The 18,845-nt window shown below is 54.2% G+C and carries 15 protein-coding genes; 12 read left to right on the top strand and 3 right to left on the bottom strand.

Features of this window, described 5'->3' with window-relative positions; all coding sequences use genetic code 11:
• Entirely contained in the window at positions 1–996 is a 996-nt protein-coding gene (gene ubiU, locus CR46_RS0116605) for a ubiquinone anaerobic biosynthesis protein UbiU (protein WP_030074557.1), read from the bottom strand.
• Between the two features lie 202 nt (positions 997–1,198).
• Between ubiU and hemN the strand changes: the two genes are divergently transcribed.
• The 12 genes from hemN to CR46_RS18020 all read left to right on the top strand — a co-directional run bounded on the left by hemN (position 1,199) and on the right by CR46_RS18020 (position 16,685).
• Positions 1,199–2,584, top strand: coding sequence for an oxygen-independent coproporphyrinogen III oxidase (gene hemN / locus CR46_RS0116600; protein ID WP_030074555.1), 1,386 nt, complete (start codon positions 1,199–1,201; stop codon positions 2,582–2,584).
• Between the two features lie 174 nt (positions 2,585–2,758).
• Entirely contained in the window at positions 2,759–6,541 is a 3,783-nt protein-coding gene (locus tag CR46_RS0116595; protein ID WP_030074553.1) for a nitrate reductase subunit alpha, read from the top strand.
• Entirely contained in the window at positions 6,538–8,100 is a 1,563-nt protein-coding gene (gene narH / locus CR46_RS0116590; RefSeq protein WP_030074550.1) for a nitrate reductase subunit beta, read from the top strand. The genes CR46_RS0116595 and narH overlap by 4 nt, the downstream gene beginning before the upstream one ends.
• Positions 8,093–8,911, top strand: a complete 819-nt coding sequence (narJ, locus tag CR46_RS0116585) for a nitrate reductase molybdenum cofactor assembly chaperone (protein WP_030074548.1) — start codon at positions 8,093–8,095, stop codon at positions 8,909–8,911. The genes narH and narJ overlap by 8 nt, the downstream gene beginning before the upstream one ends.
• A gap of 12 nt (positions 8,912–8,923) precedes the next feature.
• Positions 8,924–9,616, top strand: a complete 693-nt coding sequence (gene narI, locus CR46_RS0116580; protein ID WP_030074546.1) for a respiratory nitrate reductase subunit gamma — start codon at positions 8,924–8,926, stop codon at positions 9,614–9,616.
• A 40-nt stretch (positions 9,617–9,656) separates the two neighbouring features.
• Complete coding sequence (locus CR46_RS0116575; RefSeq protein ID WP_030074544.1) at positions 9,657–10,478, top strand: peptidylprolyl isomerase; 822 nt, start codon at positions 9,657–9,659, stop codon at positions 10,476–10,478.
• 20 nt (positions 10,479–10,498) lie between these two features.
• Positions 10,499–11,071 (top strand): molybdenum cofactor biosynthesis protein B, encoded by a 573-nt coding sequence (moaB, locus tag CR46_RS0116570; RefSeq protein ID WP_030074542.1) that lies wholly within the window; start codon positions 10,499–10,501, stop codon positions 11,069–11,071.
• Positions 11,068–12,330, top strand: coding sequence for a molybdopterin molybdotransferase MoeA (locus tag CR46_RS0116565; protein ID WP_030074540.1), 1,263 nt, complete (start codon positions 11,068–11,070; stop codon positions 12,328–12,330). The genes moaB and CR46_RS0116565 overlap by 4 nt, the downstream gene beginning before the upstream one ends.
• 57 nt (positions 12,331–12,387) lie before the next feature.
• Positions 12,388–12,795: a putative zinc-binding protein gene (locus tag CR46_RS0116560; RefSeq protein WP_030074536.1), complete on the top strand. Its 408-nt coding sequence runs from the start codon at positions 12,388–12,390 to the stop codon at positions 12,793–12,795.
• Entirely contained in the window at positions 12,792–13,781 is a 990-nt protein-coding gene (gene moaA, locus CR46_RS0116555) for a GTP 3',8-cyclase MoaA (protein ID WP_030074534.1), read from the top strand. The genes CR46_RS0116560 and moaA overlap by 4 nt, the downstream gene beginning before the upstream one ends.
• 413 nt (positions 13,782–14,194) lie before the next feature.
• Positions 14,195–14,968: an MHYT domain-containing protein gene (locus tag CR46_RS18590; protein WP_035536938.1), complete on the top strand. Its 774-nt coding sequence runs from the start codon at positions 14,195–14,197 to the stop codon at positions 14,966–14,968.
• 16 nt (positions 14,969–14,984) lie between these two features.
• A complete protein-coding gene (locus CR46_RS18020) occupies positions 14,985–16,685 on the top strand; it encodes a putative bifunctional diguanylate cyclase/phosphodiesterase (protein WP_232222407.1) in 1,701 nt (566 codons plus the stop codon).
• Positions 16,686–16,734: 49 nt separating this feature from the next.
• Here the strand turns inward: CR46_RS18020 and CR46_RS0116545 are convergent, their stop codons facing one another.
• Both CR46_RS0116545 and CR46_RS0116540 read right to left on the bottom strand, forming a co-directional pair.
• Complete coding sequence (locus CR46_RS0116545) at positions 16,735–17,925, bottom strand: GGDEF domain-containing protein (protein WP_030074532.1); 1,191 nt, start codon at positions 17,923–17,925, stop codon at positions 16,735–16,737.
• A 395-nt stretch (positions 17,926–18,320) separates the two neighbouring features.
• The gene (locus CR46_RS0116540) at positions 18,321–18,611 is read right to left on the bottom strand and encodes a lysozyme inhibitor LprI family protein (protein ID WP_051690205.1); all 291 of its coding nucleotides are present in this window, start codon (positions 18,609–18,611) and stop codon (positions 18,321–18,323) included.
• Positions 18,612–18,845 lie beyond the last annotated feature (234 nt).

Below are 18,845 nucleotides of genomic sequence, written 5' to 3'. Positions count from 1 at the left end.
CTATTTCCAGCGTCGCTCGTAGGCGCCTAAGGTAGTGGTAGCACCTTCGGAAAGCTCGGCAAGGCCAGCCATCCAGGCATGTTCTGGTTGAAAGCGTCCAGGCGCATCTTCAAGACGGTCCAGTGCCTGACGCCAAATGCCGGCTACTTTAGACACATACGCGGGACTGCGCTGGCGGCCTTCAATTTTAACTGCGCTAATACCCAGTTCACGCAATTCGGGCAACAGTTCCAGGGTGTTGAGGCTAGTGGGTTCTTCAATGGCGTGATAGGTCTCACCGCCCACCTCAAAGCGGCCTTTGCACAGGGTGGGGTAGCCTGCGCGTTCACCTTCCGCGTAGCGGTCAATAAGCACATTGTTAAGCCGCGATTCTAGACCTTGGGGCGTCTCTTCCCAGCGAACATGCGCCGCAGGTGAGCAGACTCCTCGCGTGTTGGGTGAATCGCCGGTGAGGTAGGAAGAGAGGTAGCAGCGGCCTTCCGCCATAATGCATAAGCTACCAAAGGCAAACACTTCGAGTTCCACTGGCGTTTGCTTGGCTAAGTCACGTACCTGGGTGATAGATAACACTCGGGGCAATACGGCACGCGTGATGCCAAAGTGGTCATGGTAGAAACGTAGTGCTTCATGGCTGGTGGCCGACCCTTGTACCGACAGGTGACGAGCCACGTTAGGGTGGCGCTGGGCGGCGTAATCAAGTAGCCCCATATCGGCTAAAATTAAAGCATCGACGCCTAGGTCGGCCGCCTGATCCACGGCGCGGGTCCACTGTTGCCAGCCATCGGGTTGGGGGTAGGTGTTAATCGCGCAAAGTATTCGTTTGCCGCGTTGATGGGCGTAGTCGATCCCTTCGCGGGCGCGCTTGTCGGTGAAATTTAGCCCAGCAAACTGGCGCGCGTTCGTCGCATTTTGAAAACCGAAGTAAACGGCATCGGCTCCTTCATCCACCGCACGCTTCAAGGCGGGCAAGTTGCCAGCAGGGCATACAAGCTCCATTGCGAAGACTCCTTAAGATGAAAACCTGAGCATAGTAGTCGCCTATTGTTTGCCTCCCTTTGACTCAGGTCATTATGAGAAGGCTTTCAAAGGGGACGGAACGCCGCAGGGCCATGCGATGGATGCAGGTTTTTTTAAAAACGTATACTGTATGAATATTAACCAGCGCTTGCTGCGCCTACCGCTAGAGACCCCGTTAATTATGCAAGACGAGCCGTTGTTCAACCGCCCCCTGGTAGAAAAGTATGACCGGCCAGGACCCCGCTACACCTCCTACCCGACGGCGCCACAGTTTCATGCGGCGTTTGCCGAGGATGACTACCGCAGCGCCGCCGAGCGCAGTAATCAGGCTGAAGAACCAAAGCCACTGTCGGTTTATGTACATATCCCGTTCTGCAAAAGCCTGTGCTACTACTGCGCCTGCAATAAAATCATTACTCATAACACCGAGCGGGCAGCGGAGTATCTTCAGTGGCTAAGGCAGGAGATTAGCGTTCAAGGAGCGCTGTTCGATAGCACGCGACGAATGACGCAGCTTCACCTAGGGGGCGGCACGCCCACTTATCTGAGTAACGCTCAGTTGGGCGAGTTGATGGCGACATTGGATGATGCCTTTCATTTTGCCGCGCCTGAAGAGCGCGAGTTTTCGCTAGAAGTAGACCCGCGCACAGTAACCCCCGAGCAGGTGTATGAACTGTTCGCACTAGGGTTCAATCGGTTGAGCTTCGGTGTGCAGGATTTCGATCACGAGGTGCAGCAAGCGGTCAACCGCGTGCAGAGTGAAGAGCAGGTGGTCTCGCTGGTTAAGGCCGCCCGTGACGCTGGCTTTGAATCAGTCAGTGTGGATTTGATCTATGGCCTACCGCTACAGACGGTGGCCAGTTTTGATACCACGCTGAGCAAGATTATTGACCTACAGCCAGATCGCATAGCCGCTTATAGCTACGCTCATTTACCAGAATTGTTCAAGGCTCAGCGATTGATCCGCCCTGAGGATATGCCGCCGCCAGAGCGCAAGCTGGAGCTGTTGGAACTAACGATCAATCGCCTGACCGCTGCTGGTTACGTCTACATCGGTATGGACCACTTCGCTCTGCCGGATGACGAGCTGAGCGTGGCCCGTGAAAATGGCACGTTGCAGCGTAACTTTCAGGGCTATTCGACCCACGCCGACTGCGACATGATTGGGTTAGGCATCACCTCCATCGGCAAGGTGGGGGATACCTACAGTCAAAACGTGAAAGAGACGGCCCAGTACCAGCACCGACTGGACGAGGGGCGTTTACCGGTCTTCCGTGGCTATCGCCTCAGCGATGACGACATCCTACGTCGTGATGTCATCAATACCCTGATGTGTCACGGCCATCTTGAGTTCGCTGCTATCGAGGCTCGCCACGGCATTGAGTTTGGCAGTTACTTCGCCAAGGCATTGAAGGACCTGGAAGAGATGGCCGACGATGGCTTGATTGCCTTGCGCAACGATGAAATCGAGGTGTTGCCGGCGGGCCGGTTAATGATCCGCAATCTCGCCATGGCGTTTGATGCTTACCTGACGCCGAAGGAAAATCGCTACTCGCGGACCGTATAATGACATGGGTAGCCAGTGTCTATTCCTTAACGTTTTCTGCTCTATCACCTTGGGGGTAGATGGGGTGTATATGGAGGTAATCACGCAGTAATTCTGGTGTCGATCGCGCAGACTCCTCTCTATGGAACCCGCCTGACGGGTAATGCAAATTTCCGAGGAGCCTGGAGATCGACCATGAGTCACTTCATAGATCGGCTGAATTTCTTCCGCAAGGCCCGCGAGCCCTTCGCCAACGAACACGGTGAACTGCGCAGCGAATCCCGCCAATGGGAAGATAGTTATCGTGCCCGCTGGCAGCACGACAAAGTGGTCCGCAGCACCCACGGTGTTAACTGCACCGGTTCGTGTAGCTGGAAAATTTACGTCAAAAACGGTCTGGTAACCTGGGAAACCCAGCAGACCGACTACCCCCGCACCCGCCCCGACCTGCCCAACCATGAGCCGCGTGGCTGCCCGCGCGGTGCCAGCTACTCCTGGTACATGTATAGCGCCAACCGTCTTAAGTACCCATTGGTTCGTAAGCCACTGCTGGCGCTATGGCGCGAAGCGCTTAAGGCGCATCCCGACCCGGTCGATGCGTGGGCGTCGATTGTTGAAGACCCCGCCAAGACCAAGCAGTACAAGCGTGCTCGCGGCATGGGCGGCTTTGTGCGTGGTGACTGGGACGAGCTAAACGAGCTGGTGGCGGCTTCGAACGTTTACACCGCCAAACAGTATGGCCCTGACCGGATCATCGGCTTCTCGCCAATTCCCGCCATGTCGATGGTCAGCTATGCGGCTGGCAGCCGCTACCTGTCGTTGATCGGTGGCGTCTGCATGAGCTTCTATGACTGGTACTGCGACTTGCCGCCCGCGTCGCCCATGACCTGGGGCGAGCAGACCGACGTACCTGAATCTGCCGATTGGTATAACTCCGGCTACATCATCGCTTGGGGTTCCAACGTCCCTCAGACACGTACCCCGGATGCCCACTTCTTTACCGAAGTGCGCTACAAAGGCACCAAAACCGTCTCGATTACGCCGGACTACGCTGAGGTCTCCAAGCTCACCGACGAGTGGCTCTCTGCCAAGCAAGGCACCGACGCCGCGCTAGCCATGGCCATGGGGCATGTCATTCTCAAAGAGTTCCACCTCGACAACCCCAGTGCCTACTTCACTGACTACGTGCGCCGCTATACCGATATGCCGTTCCTGGTGGAACTAGAAGCGCGTGCGGATGGCAGCTTCGCGCCGGGCCGCCAATTGCGGGCCAGTGATTTTGATGCCGCCCTGGGTCAGGAAAACAACCCTGAATGGAAAACCGTTGCCTGGGACGAAACCCGCGATCAGCTAGTAGTGCCGCGTGGCTCTATTGGTTTCCGCTGGGGTGAAACCGGTGATGAAATCGGTAAATGGAACCTGGAATCGCTGGATGCTGCGGGCACTGAGATCAAGCCGCTCCTCAGCTTAGCAGCTCACCACGATAGCGTTGCACGCGTGGCGTTCCCTTACTTCGGTGGCATTGAGCACGAGCACTTTGAGCACGTCAAAGGGTCTGGTGTTGGCGCTGCCGATGACCTGCTGTTCCACAACTTGCCCGCCAAACGTTTGAAGAAGGCGGATGGCAGCGAGATGCTGGCGGTCACCGTCTTTGACCTGATGTGTGCTAACTACGGCATCGACCGTGGCTTTGCCGGTGATGGCGAAGATGATGGCGCGACCTCGTTTGACCAGGTTCGTCCCTATACCCCCGCATGGCAGGAAAAAATCACCGGTGTTTCGGCAGAGCAGTGCACCCGTATTGCCCGTGAATTTGCTGACAACGCTAACAAAACCAACGGTCGTAGCATGATCATCGTCGGTGCCGGTATGAACCACTGGTACCACATGGACATGAACTACCGTGGTCTGATCAACATGCTGGTGATGTGTGGCTGTATTGGTCAGAGCGGTGGTGGTTGGGCCCACTACGTGGGTCAGGAAAAACTGCGCCCGCAGACTGGCTGGACGCCACTGGCCTTCGGCCTAGACTGGCAGCGCCCGCCGCGCCACATGAACTCTACCTCATTCTTCTATAACCACTCTTCCCAGTGGCGCTATGAAAAGCTTGAGATCAAAGAGATTCTTTCACCGTTAGCCAAGGCTGAGGATTACCCAGGCAGTCTGATCGACTTTAACGTGCGCGCTGAGCGTATGGGTTGGCTGCCGTCAGCACCTCAGTTGGACACTAACCCGCTACGCCTCGCCAAAAAAGCCGAAGCCGCGGGTATGTCTACCGCCGACTATGCGGTGCAGCAGCTCAAGAGCGGTGAACTACGCTTTGCAGCGGAAGACCCGGATGCACCAGAGAACTTCCCACGCAATATGTTCATTTGGCGCTCGAACCTACTGGGCAGCTCCGGTAAAGGCCACGAGTACATGCTCAAGTACCTGCTGGGTACTCGCCATGGCATTCAAGGCAAAGACTTGGGCGACTTCGGTGGTCAGAAGCCTGAAGAAGTCGTGTGGCGTGACGAAGCGCCAGAAGGCAAGCTCGACCTGCTGGTGACGCTGGACTTCCGCATGTCCACTACCTGCCTGTACTCGGATATCGTGTTGCCCACGGCGACCTGGTACGAGAAGGACGACCTCAATACCTCTGATATGCACCCGTTTATCCACCCGCTGACCGCCGCCACTGATCCGGCGTGGGAATCGCGCAGCGACTGGGATATTTACAAGGGTATTGCTAAAGCGTTCTCTAAAGTGTGTGTCGGCCACTTGGGCGAGGAAACCGATCTGGTTACCCTGCCGATGCAGCACGACTCGCCAGGAGAGTTGGCTCAGCCAGCGGTGATGGACTGGAAAAAGGGCGAATGCGCGCCGATTCCTGGTAAAACCATGCCGTCGCTGATCGAAGTTAAGCGCAACTACCCCGAAACCTACGAGCGCTTTACCTCTGTAGGGCCGCTGCTGGAAAGTATTGGCAATGGCGGCAAAGGCATTGCCTGGAACACCGACGATGAAGTCGAGCTATTAGGAAAACTTAACCATCGCAAGCTGGATGGCCCGCATAAAGGGCGGCCGCTGATCGACAGTGCGATCGATGCCGCTGAAATGATTCTGACCCTCGCGCCGGAAACCAATGGTCAGGTGGCGGTAAAAGCCTGGGATGCGCTCTCCAAAATTACCGGGCGCGATCATACCCACCTGGCAACGCCGAAGCATGACGAGAAAATCCGTTTCCGCGACATCGTTGCTCAGCCACGCAAGATCATTTCCAGCCCCACCTGGTCGGGTCTTGAGGATGAACACGTCTCCTATAACGCGGGCTATACCAACGTCCATGAGCTCATTCCATGGCGCACCGTGAGCGGCCGTCAGCAGTTCTATCAAGATCATGCCTGGATGCGTGCTTTCGGCGAAAGCCTGCTGGTCTATCGTCCGCCTATCGATACCAAGGCGGCCAAAGGCTTCACGCTGCCTGCTGATAACGGCTTTAAGAGCAAGGCACTGAACTTTATTACGCCGCACCAGAAGTGGGGCATCCACTCCACGTATTCCGACAACTTGATGATGTTGACACTTAACCGTGGTGGCCCGGTGGTGTGGCTGTCCGAGGCAGACGCCGCCTCGATTGATATTGAGGACAACGACTGGATCGAGGTTTACAACGCCAATGGCTCTATTGCGGCGCGGGCGGTAGTCAGCCAGCGCGTCAAAGACGGCATGGTGATGATGTATCACGCTCAGGAGCGCCAGGTAAACGTGCCCGGCTCTGAGATTACCGGCACCCGCGGCGGCATCCATAACTCGGTTACCCGGGTGTGCCCCAAGCCAACCCATATGATCGGTGGCTACGCGCAACTCTCTTACAGCTTTAATTACTACGGCACTGTCGGCTCTAACCGCGACGAGTTCGTGTTGGTACGCAAGATGAAACACGTTGACTGGCTGGATGGCGAAGGCAATGACAGCGTTCAGGAGGCCGTGAAATGAAGATTCGTTCCCAGGTAGGCATGGTCCTCAATTTAGATAAGTGTATCGGCTGCCACACGTGTTCGGTGACCTGTAAAAATGTCTGGACCAGCCGCGAAGGTATGGAGTACGCCTGGTTCAATAACGTTGAAACCAAACCCGGCATTGGCTACCCCAAAGAGTGGGAGAACCAGGCTAAATGGAAGGGCGGCTGGATGCGCCGTACCGATGGTCGGATTGAGCCACGCATCGGCGGCAAGTGGCGGGTATTGGCGAATATTTTCGCCAATCCTGATCTGCCCGATATGGACGACTACTACGAGCCGTTCACGTTCGATTACCAGCACCTGCATACCGCCAAAATCGGTGAGCATCAGCCGGTGGCACGCCCTCGTTCGCTGATTTCTGGCGAGCGTATGAAGAAGATCGAATGGGGACCCAACTGGGAGGAGATCCTCGGTACTGAGTTCGCCAAACGACGTAAAGATGCCAACTTCGACAAGGTGCAGGCGGATATTTACGGCCAGTTTGAAAACACCTTCATGATGTATCTGCCGCGCTTATGCGAGCACTGTTTAAACCCCACCTGTGTAGCTTCGTGCCCAAGCGGTGCGATCTACAAGCGGGAAGAAGATGGCATTGTTCTGATCGACCAGGACAAGTGCCGCGGCTGGCGGATGTGTATTTCTGGCTGCCCCTATAAAAAGATCTACTACAACTGGAAAACCGGTAAGTCCGAGAAGTGCATCTTCTGCTATCCGCGTATTGAGGCGGGTCAGCCGACCATCTGCTCTGAGACCTGTGTTGGCCGCATTCGTTACCTGGGCGTTCTGCTGTATGACGCTGACCGTATTGAAGAAGTCGCCAGCTCGCCGGACGAGCGCGACCTTTACCATCGTCAGTGCGACATCTTCCTTGATCCCCATGATCCGGAAGTCATTGCCCAAGCGAAAAAAGATGGCATTCAGGACAACGTCATCAAAGCGGCTCAGGCATCGCCCGTCTACAAGATGGCTATTGACTGGGGGTTAGCGCTGCCGCTGCACCCTGAATACCGCACGCTGCCGATGGTGTGGTACGTGCCGCCGCTATCGCCGATTCAGTCTGCCGCTGAAGCCGGTCACGTAGAGTTCGACGGCATCCTGCCCAAGATTGAATCGCTGCGTATTCCGGTGAAGTACCTGGCGAATTTATTGACCGCCGGTGAGGAAGAGCCGGTAGTGCTGGCGCTCAAGCGCTTAATGGCGATGCGCGTTTACATGCGCGGTAAGCATGTGGATGGCGCGCCGAATGCCGAGGTGTTAGATGCGGTGGGGCTCAGCGTTGCTCAAGTGGAAGAGATGTACCGCTACTTGGCGATTGCCAACTACGAAGATCGTTTCGTTATTCCCACCAGCCACCGCGAAATGGCCACCGAAGCCTTCCCCGAACGGGGTGGTTGTGGCTTCACCTTTGGTGATGGTTGCCACGGCGAGAGCCAGCCGAACTTGTTTAATGGCCGTAAGCAGACCAGCGTTTTGGTGAAACCGGCAGAGGTCTTCGACCCGCAGCCCCAATTTGAGGAGACTCGTCATGACTGATGCTGCCATTCCAACGCCTGTCTCATCGGCCCCGCTAGAGGCAATGTTAGACGCACCGAGCGAGCCTGTGCAGGGCATGCGTAGCCTACGGGTACTTGCCCGCCTGCTCGACTATCCGACTCAAGCGCTGCAGGACGCCTGCGGCGAACTCATCGAAATTCTCAATGCTGAGCGCCGCCTGGGAGCGGCCCTTAAGTCCTCATTGATGGAGTGGTGCCAGCGCCTTCATGAAGGCGATCTGCTGGAGCTGCAGGCCGAGTACGTGGCGATGTTCGACAAAGGCCGCGCCACGTCTTTGCTGTTGTTCGAGCATGTGCACGGTGAATCCCGCGATCGTGGTCAAGCCATGGTGGATCTCATGGCTGAGTACAGTGCCGCTGGTTTTGAGTTGGACGCACGGGAGCTACCCGATCATTTGCCGGTGTTTCTTGAATACCTTTCGATGTGTGATGACGCGGAGATTGGCCGCTGGCTGGGCGAAATACGTCATATCCTGGCGTTGCTTACCGCTCGGTTGGAAGAGCGGGGGTCTGATCACGCCCTGGTACCGCTATCGCTCTTGGCGTTAGTGGGCGCTGAAGGCGATGTAGAAGAGCACCGTCCCCAGGTCAAAAAAGAAGCACCCGACAACACTCCCGAAGCGCTAGATGCAGTATGGGAAGAAGAAGCGGTGCGCTTCTCTGCTAGCTCAGACGAGGATTGTGCACTGCAGTCTGCCGAAGGCCGTCGTCTGGCCGAGCGCAAACATACGGTTCAGAGCCAGCCGGTGCGCATCATGCCTGCTACTAACACACACCATGCCAATCGTTAAAGGAGAATCATCATGTTAGACGCGATTGCGCTTTATCTAAATCACCTAATCTACGGTTACTACCCTTATCTGGTAGGTACGGTGTTTTTGATCGGCAGCCTAATGCGCTACGACCATGGTCAGTTCACGTGGAAGACCGGTTCTAGCCAAATGCTGTCATCAAAAAACATGCGCCTGGCGAGCAACCTGTTCCATATCGGCATCATCGTCATATTCTTCGGCCACTTGGTCGGCATGCTGACGCCGCATTGGGTCTACGAGCCTTTCCTTCATGCTGGCACTAAGCAACTGCTGGCCATTGTGATTGGTGGTATTGCCGGCGCCATGTGTGTAGTGGGAGGCGCTATGTTGCTGTATCGCCGTATCGCTAATGCTCGGGTGCGCGCTTCTTCCAGTGTGATGGATACCGCGATCCTAGGGCTGATTGTTTTCCAGGCGTCATTAGGCATGGTCACCATTTTCTTCTCGTTGGGCCATATGGACGGTGAAATGATGGTCACGCTAGCCAGTTGGGCCCAGGCAATCGTCTTCTTCGGCGGCGGCGCTGCCAGCTATATGGAAGAGGTCTCTTGGATCTACAAGCTGCATATCTTCGTGGGCCTGACCATCATCCTGCTCTTCCCCTTCACCCGTCTGGTTCACGTCTGGAGCGTGCCGTTCGGTTATATCACCCGTCGGTACCAGCTGGTTCGCCGTCGCGGCTGAAAACTGGCCTGTGTTTGCCCAGGCGTAGAGGAGAAACAATATGCAGATGATTGATATTGAACAGCTACCGGGGGGCGTTACCCCACCGCCGGTGCGTGTCGGCAACGTCGCTATCGATGAAGAAACGATAGCGTTAGAAATGCAGTACCACCCCGCCGATACGGCGGGGGAGGCCCAGGTTCAGGCTGCCCGTGCCCTGGTGGTTAAAGAATTGCTGCGCCAACGCGCTATTGAACGAGGTTTGCTGTCAGCTGAAGACCACGCAGAAGCTCAAGAAGACGCTGCGATGGCTGCCTTGCTTGAACAGGAGCTACCGGTTCCTGAACCGGAAGAGGCCGATTGCCGACGCTTCTTTGATACCCATCGTGAGCGCTTTAGCGAACCATCCCAGCTGCGCGTTAGGCATATTCTGCTGGCAGCGGCGCCCGATGATTCACAAGGGCGCGACGATGCCTGCCAGCTGGGTGAGAAGCTGATTAAACAACTCACGGAGATCCCAGAACGTTTTGCTGAGTTTGCCCAACACCACTCCGCGTGCCCCTCGAAAGAGATGGATGGCGACTTGGGCTGGCTGGTGACGGGGCAGACCGTCCCAGAACTGGACCGAGCTTTACAACACTTACCCGAAGGGCTTCACGAGCGCCCCTTAGCTTCCCGTTATGGCTGGCACGTTGTCAGTATCGACGAGCGGCGTGAAGGGCGAGCGTTACCGTTTGAGCAGGTGGCTGACCGGGTACGTCATAGTCTGCGTGAGCAGGCGACCCGACGGGCGTTACGCCACTATTTGCTGGCGTTGGAAAGCGAGATCGGCGTCGAAGGCATTGTTCTGGATGACGATGCCGGCGGCAGTTTGATGCAATAGAAAAGCAAGAGGAGAGTGTGATGTCCCATGTGCCTGTCGATGCCCTTTTTAGCCCGCTTAACATCTCGGTGCTAACAATTTCTGATACCCGCGGGTTTGACGAGGATGGCAGCGGCGATTTGCTGGCTGCGCACCTGAGTGAATGTGGCCACAACTTAATGGAACGGCGCATCGTACCTGACGATATTTATCAGGTTCGCGCGGTAGTGTCGGAGTGGATCGCAAGGGCTGACACCCAGGTAATCTTGGTTAACGGCGGCACTGGCTTCACCCCCAGGGATACCACCCCAGAAGCGCTGACGCCGCTGTTTGATAAAGCCATTGACGGATATGGCGAGCTGTTTCGGCATTTCTCTTTGCAGACGATAGGAACGGCCACCATCCAATCGCGGGCGGTCGCAGGCGTTGCCAATCAAACGCTGATATTTGCGATGCCCGGCTCACCTAAAGCGTGCGCTATGGCGTGGGATAAAATTATCTCATTGCAATTGGATTCCCGTACTCGGCCCTGCAACTTTGCCGCGATGGTCCTACCTTTAGCGACGCCATGTAGCAGCCGTCATGCTACGCATAATGAGGCGGAGCGCGTATGAACTGTCAGTGTGGCGACATCGTAACGCCAGGATTGTTAGCGCTCTTTGAAGCACGTCAGCGGCTTATTGACGCTGCTACGCCACTTAACGGCGTAGAAACGGTTTCTCTTGAACAGGCGCCAGGGCGCGTGCTTGCTGAGGCAGTCGTTGCGCCTCTTGATATGCCTGGGGTCGACAATAGCGCGATGGATGGTTATGCGCTGCGCTTGGCTGACTACCCATCGGCTCGCCAGGGGGAAGGGTTGCCCATTGTTCAGCGCGTACCGGCCGGGGCGGGCGTGATGTTGCTTTCCCAAGGCGGCTGCGCGCGTATCTTTACCGGTGCACCGGTACCCGTTGGTGCCGATGTTGTGGTGCCACAGGAGCGCGTCACGCTTGATCATCACGGGCATATTCATATCGAAGGCACGTTGGCTATGGGCGCTAATATTCGCCGCCAGGGCGAAGAAACCCGTGAGGGTGACCTGCTACTGGCAGTAGGCGAGTACCTCACCCCGGCATCGATTGCGCTGTTGGCAAGTCACGGAATAAGTGCCGTTACTGTTAAACGACGTTTGCGTGTGGCACTACTCTCCACCGGCGATGAGCTGATCGCCCCTGGTGCCCGACGATCGCCTGGGCAGGTCTTCGACAGCAACCGGGCAATGCTCAAGGCACTGCTAGCGCAGGCGCAGTGTGAGGTAATTGATCTTGGCGTCATTGCGGATTCGCCCGCGCCGCTACATCAGGCGTTTGATGATGCACAGCACGCTGCAGACGTGCTGATGTGTACGGGGGGAGTGTCGGTAGGCGAAGAAGACCACGTTCGGCCCATTATCGAACAGCGTGGCGGGCTGCATTTCCATGGTGTCGCGATGAAGCCAGGCAAGCCCTTTGCGTTTGGCTATTTAGGTGCCGATCCTTTAGCAGCTACCCCACTAATCGCGTTACCTGGCAATCCCGTCGCTTCGTTGGTTGGTTGGCAACTATTGGCATTACCGTTTGTTCACGCCATGCAGGGCAGAAAAGTAGCGGCGTTGCAGTGTTACCCAATAAAAGCCGGTTTTGCCCAGCGCGGCCCCCGGGGGCGGTGCGAGTTATTGCGCGTGGTGGTGGACGGTAGTAGCGGGGAACCTGTCGCGACATTAGCGGGTGGGCAGGGGTCGCATATGCTCACTGCCGCCAGCCAAGCCGACGGCTATCTGATGATTAACCCCGACACAGAGGTAACGGAAGGGAGTACCTACCACTATTACCCCATTAATCAGTTCGCCGCGTGAGCTTTGCTACCGTCTGCGGCGGCTGAGGTTGTTTGCTTGCTTATTCAAGGAGAGGGCATGTCGTTACGTCAAAAACCGCGCACCTTGGTCTATGCCTGCTCTGGCTGCTCTGATGTTGCGCAACTGGCCAATAGTGTTGCACTGCGCCTTGATCATGCGGGGGAAGCGGAAATGTCCTGCATTGCAGGCGTTGGCGGCGGGGTGCCCGGTCTTGTACGAACTGCCCAAAGTGGACGACCGATCATAGCGATTGATGGCTGTCAGATGCACTGCGCTAGCCATTGTCTGGCGAATGCAGGGGTGTCGCCCACCAAACATGTGAAGCTTTACGAGAGTGGCCTTCGCAAGCGACGCGGCCAGTTTTATGACGAGCAAATAATCGACGACGTCACCGCAGAGGTGCAAGCACTGATTGCTCGGTTCCCCGTTAATGCCAACGCCCACGTAGAGGAGCCTAAAAAATGAGTACGTTAGTCGATGGGTTTGGCCGCACGGTAAGCTATCTTCGCCTATCGGTGACTGATCGCTGTGACTTTCGCTGCGTTTATTGTATGGCGGAGGAGATGACCTTTCTACCCCGTGCCAAACTGCTCACCCTGGAGGAGTTAGCGACCCTTTCTCAAGCGTTTGTCGAGCTGGGGGTAGAGAAAATCCGCCTAACCGGGGGGGAGCCACTGGTACGTAAGGGCATACTCACACTAGTCGAAAAGCTGGGCGAGCTTGAAGGCTTGCATGAGCTAGCCATGACCACCAACGGTTCAGGGCTGGTAAAACATGCTGGAGCGTTGCGCCAAGGTGGGCTTGATCGGGTCAATATCAGCCTCGACTCACTCAAACCTGAGCGTTTTAAGGCGTTAACTCGGACGGGAGATCTAAACCACGTCATCGACGGTATCCGAGCAGCCCGCCAGGCAGGGTTCAGATCCATCAAGCTCAATGCCGTATTGCTGAAGGGGCGCAATGACGATGAAATTCTAGATCTCGTCAATTTCGCACGCGATGAAGACGTGGATATTAGCTTTATTGAGGAGATGTCGCTGGGCGCAATTAGCGAGCATCATCGCGGCGAAACCTATCTTTCCAGTGATGTAGTACGCGAGACGATCGAACAGCATTATCCGCTCCTACCGACCACTGAAACGACCCTGGGGCCCTCTCGTTACTATCGTATGCCGGGTAGTTCGTCGCGCATTGGGTTTATTTCTCCCCATAGCCATAATTTTTGTGGCACCTGTAATCGGGTGCGGGTGACAGCGGAAGGGCGTCTGCTGCTTTGCTTAGGTAATGAGCACTCGGTAGATTTGCACGCCATCATGCGCCGCTATCCGGGCGACACCCAGCGCCTAAAAGCGACCATTGTGGCGGCGATGACGAAGAAGCCTGAGCGTCATCACTTTACGACTGATGGTGACGTTCAAATAGTGAGATTTATGAATGCCACCGGTGGCTAGGGTCGCCTGGCCCGCCTTCCACCTTCCCAGCGTGCTAATCCGCTTTCCTGTGTGCTAACCCGCTACTCATCGCAACGTCTCCGCCCTTCCTTGTCAGCCCTTCATGACGCTTGATTCGACTGCTCCTGTTTAGAGTGCTAACAATATTATACTTTAGAGTGGTTTTTCATAAAAATTTTGCTATTTCAATTCGTGAAGTTGTTAATGTGCTCCTATAACTGGGCAAGATCAGTTAATAGGCGTTTTAGTTGCGTATACATGGTAGTGACATTTATATCTACGGCAGCTTAGGTGGGACGAAAGCGGCTTGCTTGTACAGCGATCGACGTTAATGCTGTTTATTACGCATCACCAGAATTAATAACGTTGATATTGATTATTACTATAAAAATAAACGGGCAGTCAGCTTATTTATGCTATTCAATGTTTTGTCTGATCCCCAAGCGCTCAATGCCATTCAGGGCAAGCACGATATCCTGCTTGTTTTTATTTCATGGTTAGTCGCATTGGCGGCATCTTATGCGGGGTTGGATACCATCAAACTGGTACGCAAGGTGACTCATTCACTTTGGCGTAGCGTATGGCTGTTTGCAGGTGCCAGTGCCATGGGGTTAGGCGTCTGGAGCATGCACTTTATTGGTATGCACGCCTATCAGCTTGATTTTCCAGTGACTCATGCGCCAGTAGCTACTCTACTTTCGATACTACCCGCTATTTTAGGTAGCCTGAGTGCTATGGTGGTGCTTTCTCGTCCTGCACCTTCCCATCATTCTTTATGGTTGGCGGGGGTGGGGTTAGGGATGGGTATTGGGGCGATGCATTATAGCGGCATGGCTGCGATGCGCATGCCGGCCGAGCTGTATTACTCTTTGAATCTCTTCTTAATATCACTACTTGTTGCGGTTGTGTTGGGTATGGCAAGCGTCTATGTATACAGGCTTTGCCAGCAGGAGTGGGGCATACAGCGTTCAAGGCGCTGCGCTTTCATTGCAGCGCTGTGTGTCTCTATTGCAGTGAGCGGAATGCACTACGTAGCCATGCAAGCTGCTTGGTACGTACCGGATGGCCGTGTCTTAGTGTTGCCCATGCACTCGCACTCTCGGTGGCTTATTTATCTTATCGGTGTCGTGGCGGTATTAACCGCACTACTCACCCTCAACCGGGGTTCAGCGCCGTCTGCATGCTAGTCAGCGCCATGAATATATGACGCAAACGCGGCTGCTAGAGGTAATATCTGCCCTTCAAGATAGCGTCGTTTTGCTTGATAACCGGGCACGCGTACGCTTGTGTAATGCAGCCTTCGAGCGGTTGGTAGGTAGTACTACTAATCAGTTGGTAGGAGCATCAATTGCGCATCTTAACTACGCTCAAGATAGTCAAACACTGAACGTGGAGATTCGCCAAGCGCTTGAGAAGCATGGCGAATGGAGTGGGATGATTAAGGCGATACGGGCTAATGGTCTAGGGTTTCCCGCTTGGCTGAGCGTTACGTGTGTGAACTACGCTGATAGCAATGAGCGTGATTATGTGGCGCTTCTTAGCGACCGCTCAGAAGAGCAACAGGCAGAGCAGCGTATACGCTATCTTGCCTACCATGACATGCTGACAGAACTGCCCAACAGGCGAGCTTTGCAGGCGCGGATTGAAGAGCTTGGTGCTGCTGAAAAAGCCGTTCATCAACAAGCATTTTTAGCGCTGCTGGATATTGACCGCTTTAAACTGCTGAATGACAGTTTAGGCCAAGATATTGGTGATGAGTTACTGCGTCAATTGAGCAAGCGACTTCAGCAGTGGGCAGAGAAGGGGCTATACGCCGCGCGGTTAGATGGTAACGAGTTTGCTTTATTGGGGGCATGTTCAACCAACGATGGCGCTATCGCCCAGAGTGAAGTCTGCTCTCTAATAGATAAGGTGCTGGCCTCGTTGACCGCCGACTATGACCTACAGGGGCATACCTACCCTTGTAAGCTTAATGTAGGTGTACTGATTTTTAACCCCGTTAAGCGTGAGGGCAGCGCCCCCCTGTTTAAGCGAGCAGATCTTGCTCTCCTGGTAGCGAAACGTCTTCGTGACGGTCAGCCGCAGTTCTTTCGTGCGGAGCAGGAGCGAGAACTTGAAGAGCGTCTGATGATGGAGCGTGAGTTACGTTTTGCAATCGAGAATGATGAGTTATGTCTGCATCTACAGCCGCAAGTGAACGGTCAGCACGACGTCATTGGGGCCGAGGCCTTGCTGCGGTGGCAACACCCTCAGCGGGGGTTGGTGTCACCCGGTCATTTTATCGCGTTGGCCGAGGAGACCGGACTGATCTTGCCCCTAGGAGAGTGGGTGCTGAAAGAGGGCTGCCGCTTGCTAGGCAAATGGCATCAAGACGCGCAATTACAGCACTTGAAGCTTTCATTGAATGTTAGCGCGCGCCAATTCCAGCAGCCTGACTTTACTGACCAGGTGTTATCTATCATCGAGCAATATGATGCGCCACCAGCGCGGTTAACGCTGGAGTTGACCGAGTCGCTCCTGCTGATTGACCCAGAGGGGACGATCAATAAAATGCAGCAGCTACAGCGCATGGGTGTCAGCTTTGCATTAGATGACTTTGGCACGGGATACTCATCACTCTCTTATTTAAAACTTCTACCGCTGGATACGCTGAAAATCGATATCGCTTTTGTCAGGGATTTAACCCTTAATAGGCAGGCGAGACCAATTGCTGGGACGATAATTACATTGGCAGAAAGCCTAGGGTTGGGAGTAATTGCAGAAGGTGTAGAAACAGAAGATCAGCGCTTAGTGCTAGCCAACTTGGGGTGTCATGTTTATCAGGGTTTTCTATTCGGCCGTCCCACTCCTGTGGATGTATTTACCAATACATTAACGCGCCCGCTAACCCGCTTTTTAGATTAGTGTTCTTGAAGCTTGTTTACTAATGTTTTTTCTGTGTAGCGCTTTACTCTTAGATTTGAAACATGACCACTTTGTTTCTGCCATCTCGCTTGCCGACGTAAAGCATTTGATCTGCCTGTTTGATCAGCGACTCAAGTGTGGTCTTTTCATTATGCGCCACTGCAATACCAATGGTGATGCTCAAGCACAGTTCACTCATACCTTCCTTTAGCGGTAGCTCGGCAACCTGCTTTTTTAATTGCTCCGCCACCATTTGAGCATCCTCAGGTCCTGTGTTGGGTAAGGCCATCACAAATTCTTCACCCCCGAAGCGCCCGATCACATCCATAGGGCGAAGAGACTGCGAGCACACTTCTGCAATTTTAGTCAGTACCCAATCGCCATGGCTGTGGCCCCAGGTATCGTTGATCTTTTTGAAATGATCGACGTCGATCATGAAGAGACTGAACGGCATGTTTTCATGTTGCGAGCGGTGTAACAACGCGGTAGCTAGCTTAATAAAATGGCCTCTATTATTGAGTCCCGTTAAAGCATCGCGCTCAGCGAGTGTGCGCAACTGGGTTTCCAGGGATTTTCGGTGGGCTATTTCCTTGAGCAACTTGCAGTTTTGATGGCGCTCTTCGTGAAGTAGCGAAAACTGCTTGCGCTGGAGGCTCTCTAAGCGCAGTAGAGCAAAGAAGCCCACCGCATTGGCCATAATCAGCAAAAGTGCGATACGAAGCGTCGTCATGGGTGTGATGTCTGCAAATAACACCGCAGAGACGATAAAGCCTGCACTTAAATAGAGGCTTGCAAGTGTTACTACTTTCAGCAAATTGGGAATTAAGAGATAGAAAGCCATGGTAGCTACTACCACCGCTGTTGTCTGAGTAGACAGGCTATCGGGACGTAAGGGAACGATTAAAATAATGCCTGTTGCCAATACCCATAGTGGTAAAGCGTGTAACCAAGCGCTGTCTGCATAACCTCCCCAACGATAAATGATTAAAGCCAGCGACAGGCATAAAACCACCACCACACACCGCATGGCGACCAACAGATAATATTCTTTGGTTAAGCCAAGCAGGCTGTAGTCAGAGATAGAAAACATACCAAAGATACAGGCTGCAACAATTAATGAAAGGCAGGCTTCAAACTGTACCCTTGAGGTGATGGATCTTCGGTAAGTTACTTCTTTGCTATCTTCGCAAAACTGGCCAGTCAGCCAATGTACTTGATCTGGCGTCGGTCTTGATGCCAAGGCTCGGACTCCCTTTATAGAAAGCGATTTCTTCAGAATTCGCCCCGCGTTTTGCTGGTAAGGGGTCGTCTGAAACCGTCTATGGTAATTTATTGCTTCGTCTAAATTAACCTGCTTCCATCGGGAAATAACAGTATTTCAGAGGTTGGTTTCATGGTTTCCCCAAAATAGTGACTGCCCCTGACCCCAGTGTAGCTCCTGGCAATCATTTGGTGGTGAAACTCGGCTCTATGCCTATGAGATAAAGCGATGAAAAAGTGTGATTGGTTTGTATAAAGTTATTGGTAACCACTAGAACGATCTTTATGCCCTCACATTGTTAGGTGTGGCATAGAAAAAGTACGTTTAATGAATTACTTAAGATTTGAAGAAGAGGCCTAGGTAAGTCTGGCTTGTTAGGGGCGCATCAAATTTTCCAGTTCATCCGCTCGTTGGGTGGTTTCGTTGAGCAAGCATGAATTGGCGCTGATGCGTGCCATTGTTCCTCCTTCTGGGTCGGCATAGAAACCACAATTAGCTTCTTTGTATGTAATCCATGCCCGTTGGGCGGTGAGCAACTGGTCGCGCCGTTCACTGCCCAACTGGCGACGAAGCTGCTGGTAGTTATCATTGAGCCTCTGATCTTGATGCTCATATTCGTTCGATATGCAGGTGACCATATCGAGCGTGCTAATGGCTTGCTGCATACACACCTCATACGAGTGCGATTTTTCGTTACTGACTGCGACAGTGCTCACTAGTAGTAGTGTCGCGATGAGTAGGGGGCGACGGATGTCTGGACATTGCATAGCACTATTTATCTCTTTTGATGATGGAGTGTGTTTATGGCTAGAAGAGAGCGTTATCTTTAACAGCCACAAGACGCTTGAGGAATGAAAGGCTCAGCGCTTTGCTGCGGACGACGGTTCAGTGAAAGACGT

The sequence above is a fragment of the Vreelandella neptunia genome (assembly GCF_000712975.1).
GTDB lineage: Bacteria > Pseudomonadota > Gammaproteobacteria > Pseudomonadales > Halomonadaceae > Vreelandella > Vreelandella qaidamensis.
Note: the sequence above shows the minus strand (reverse complement) of the source record. Positions and strands in the feature narration are given on the sequence as shown.

Excerpts from the sequence above, each read along its gene's own strand:
- CR46_RS0116575 (WP_030074544.1), top strand. The coding sequence starts at position 9,657 with ATGCAGATGATTGATATTGAACAGCTACCGGGGGGCGTTACCCCACCG.
- narJ (WP_030074548.1), top strand. The coding sequence starts at position 8,093 with ATGACTGATGCTGCCATTCCAACGCCTGTCTCATCGGCCCCGCTAGAG.
- narI (WP_030074546.1), top strand. The coding sequence starts at position 8,924 with ATGTTAGACGCGATTGCGCTTTATCTAAATCACCTAATCTACGGTTAC.
- CR46_RS0116560 (WP_030074536.1), top strand. The coding sequence starts at position 12,388 with ATGTCGTTACGTCAAAAACCGCGCACCTTGGTCTATGCCTGCTCTGGC.
- hemN (WP_030074555.1), top strand. The coding sequence starts at position 1,199 with ATGCAAGACGAGCCGTTGTTCAACCGCCCCCTGGTAGAAAAGTATGAC.
- CR46_RS18020 (WP_232222407.1), top strand. The coding sequence starts at position 14,985 with ATGACGCAAACGCGGCTGCTAGAGGTAATATCTGCCCTTCAAGATAGC.
- ubiU (WP_030074557.1), bottom strand. The coding sequence starts at position 996 with ATGGAGCTTGTATGCCCTGCTGGCAACTTGCCCGCCTTGAAGCGTGCG.
- CR46_RS18590 (WP_035536938.1), top strand. The coding sequence starts at position 14,195 with ATGCTATTCAATGTTTTGTCTGATCCCCAAGCGCTCAATGCCATTCAG.
- CR46_RS0116565 (WP_030074540.1), top strand. The coding sequence starts at position 11,068 with ATGAACTGTCAGTGTGGCGACATCGTAACGCCAGGATTGTTAGCGCTC.
- moaA (WP_030074534.1), top strand. The coding sequence starts at position 12,792 with ATGAGTACGTTAGTCGATGGGTTTGGCCGCACGGTAAGCTATCTTCGC.
- moaB (WP_030074542.1), top strand. The coding sequence starts at position 10,499 with ATGTCCCATGTGCCTGTCGATGCCCTTTTTAGCCCGCTTAACATCTCG.
- narH (WP_030074550.1), top strand. The coding sequence starts at position 6,538 with ATGAAGATTCGTTCCCAGGTAGGCATGGTCCTCAATTTAGATAAGTGT.
- CR46_RS0116595 (WP_030074553.1), top strand. The coding sequence starts at position 2,759 with ATGAGTCACTTCATAGATCGGCTGAATTTCTTCCGCAAGGCCCGCGAG.
- CR46_RS0116540 (WP_051690205.1), bottom strand. The coding sequence starts at position 18,611 with ATGCAGCAAGCCATTAGCACGCTCGATATGGTCACCTGCATATCGAAC.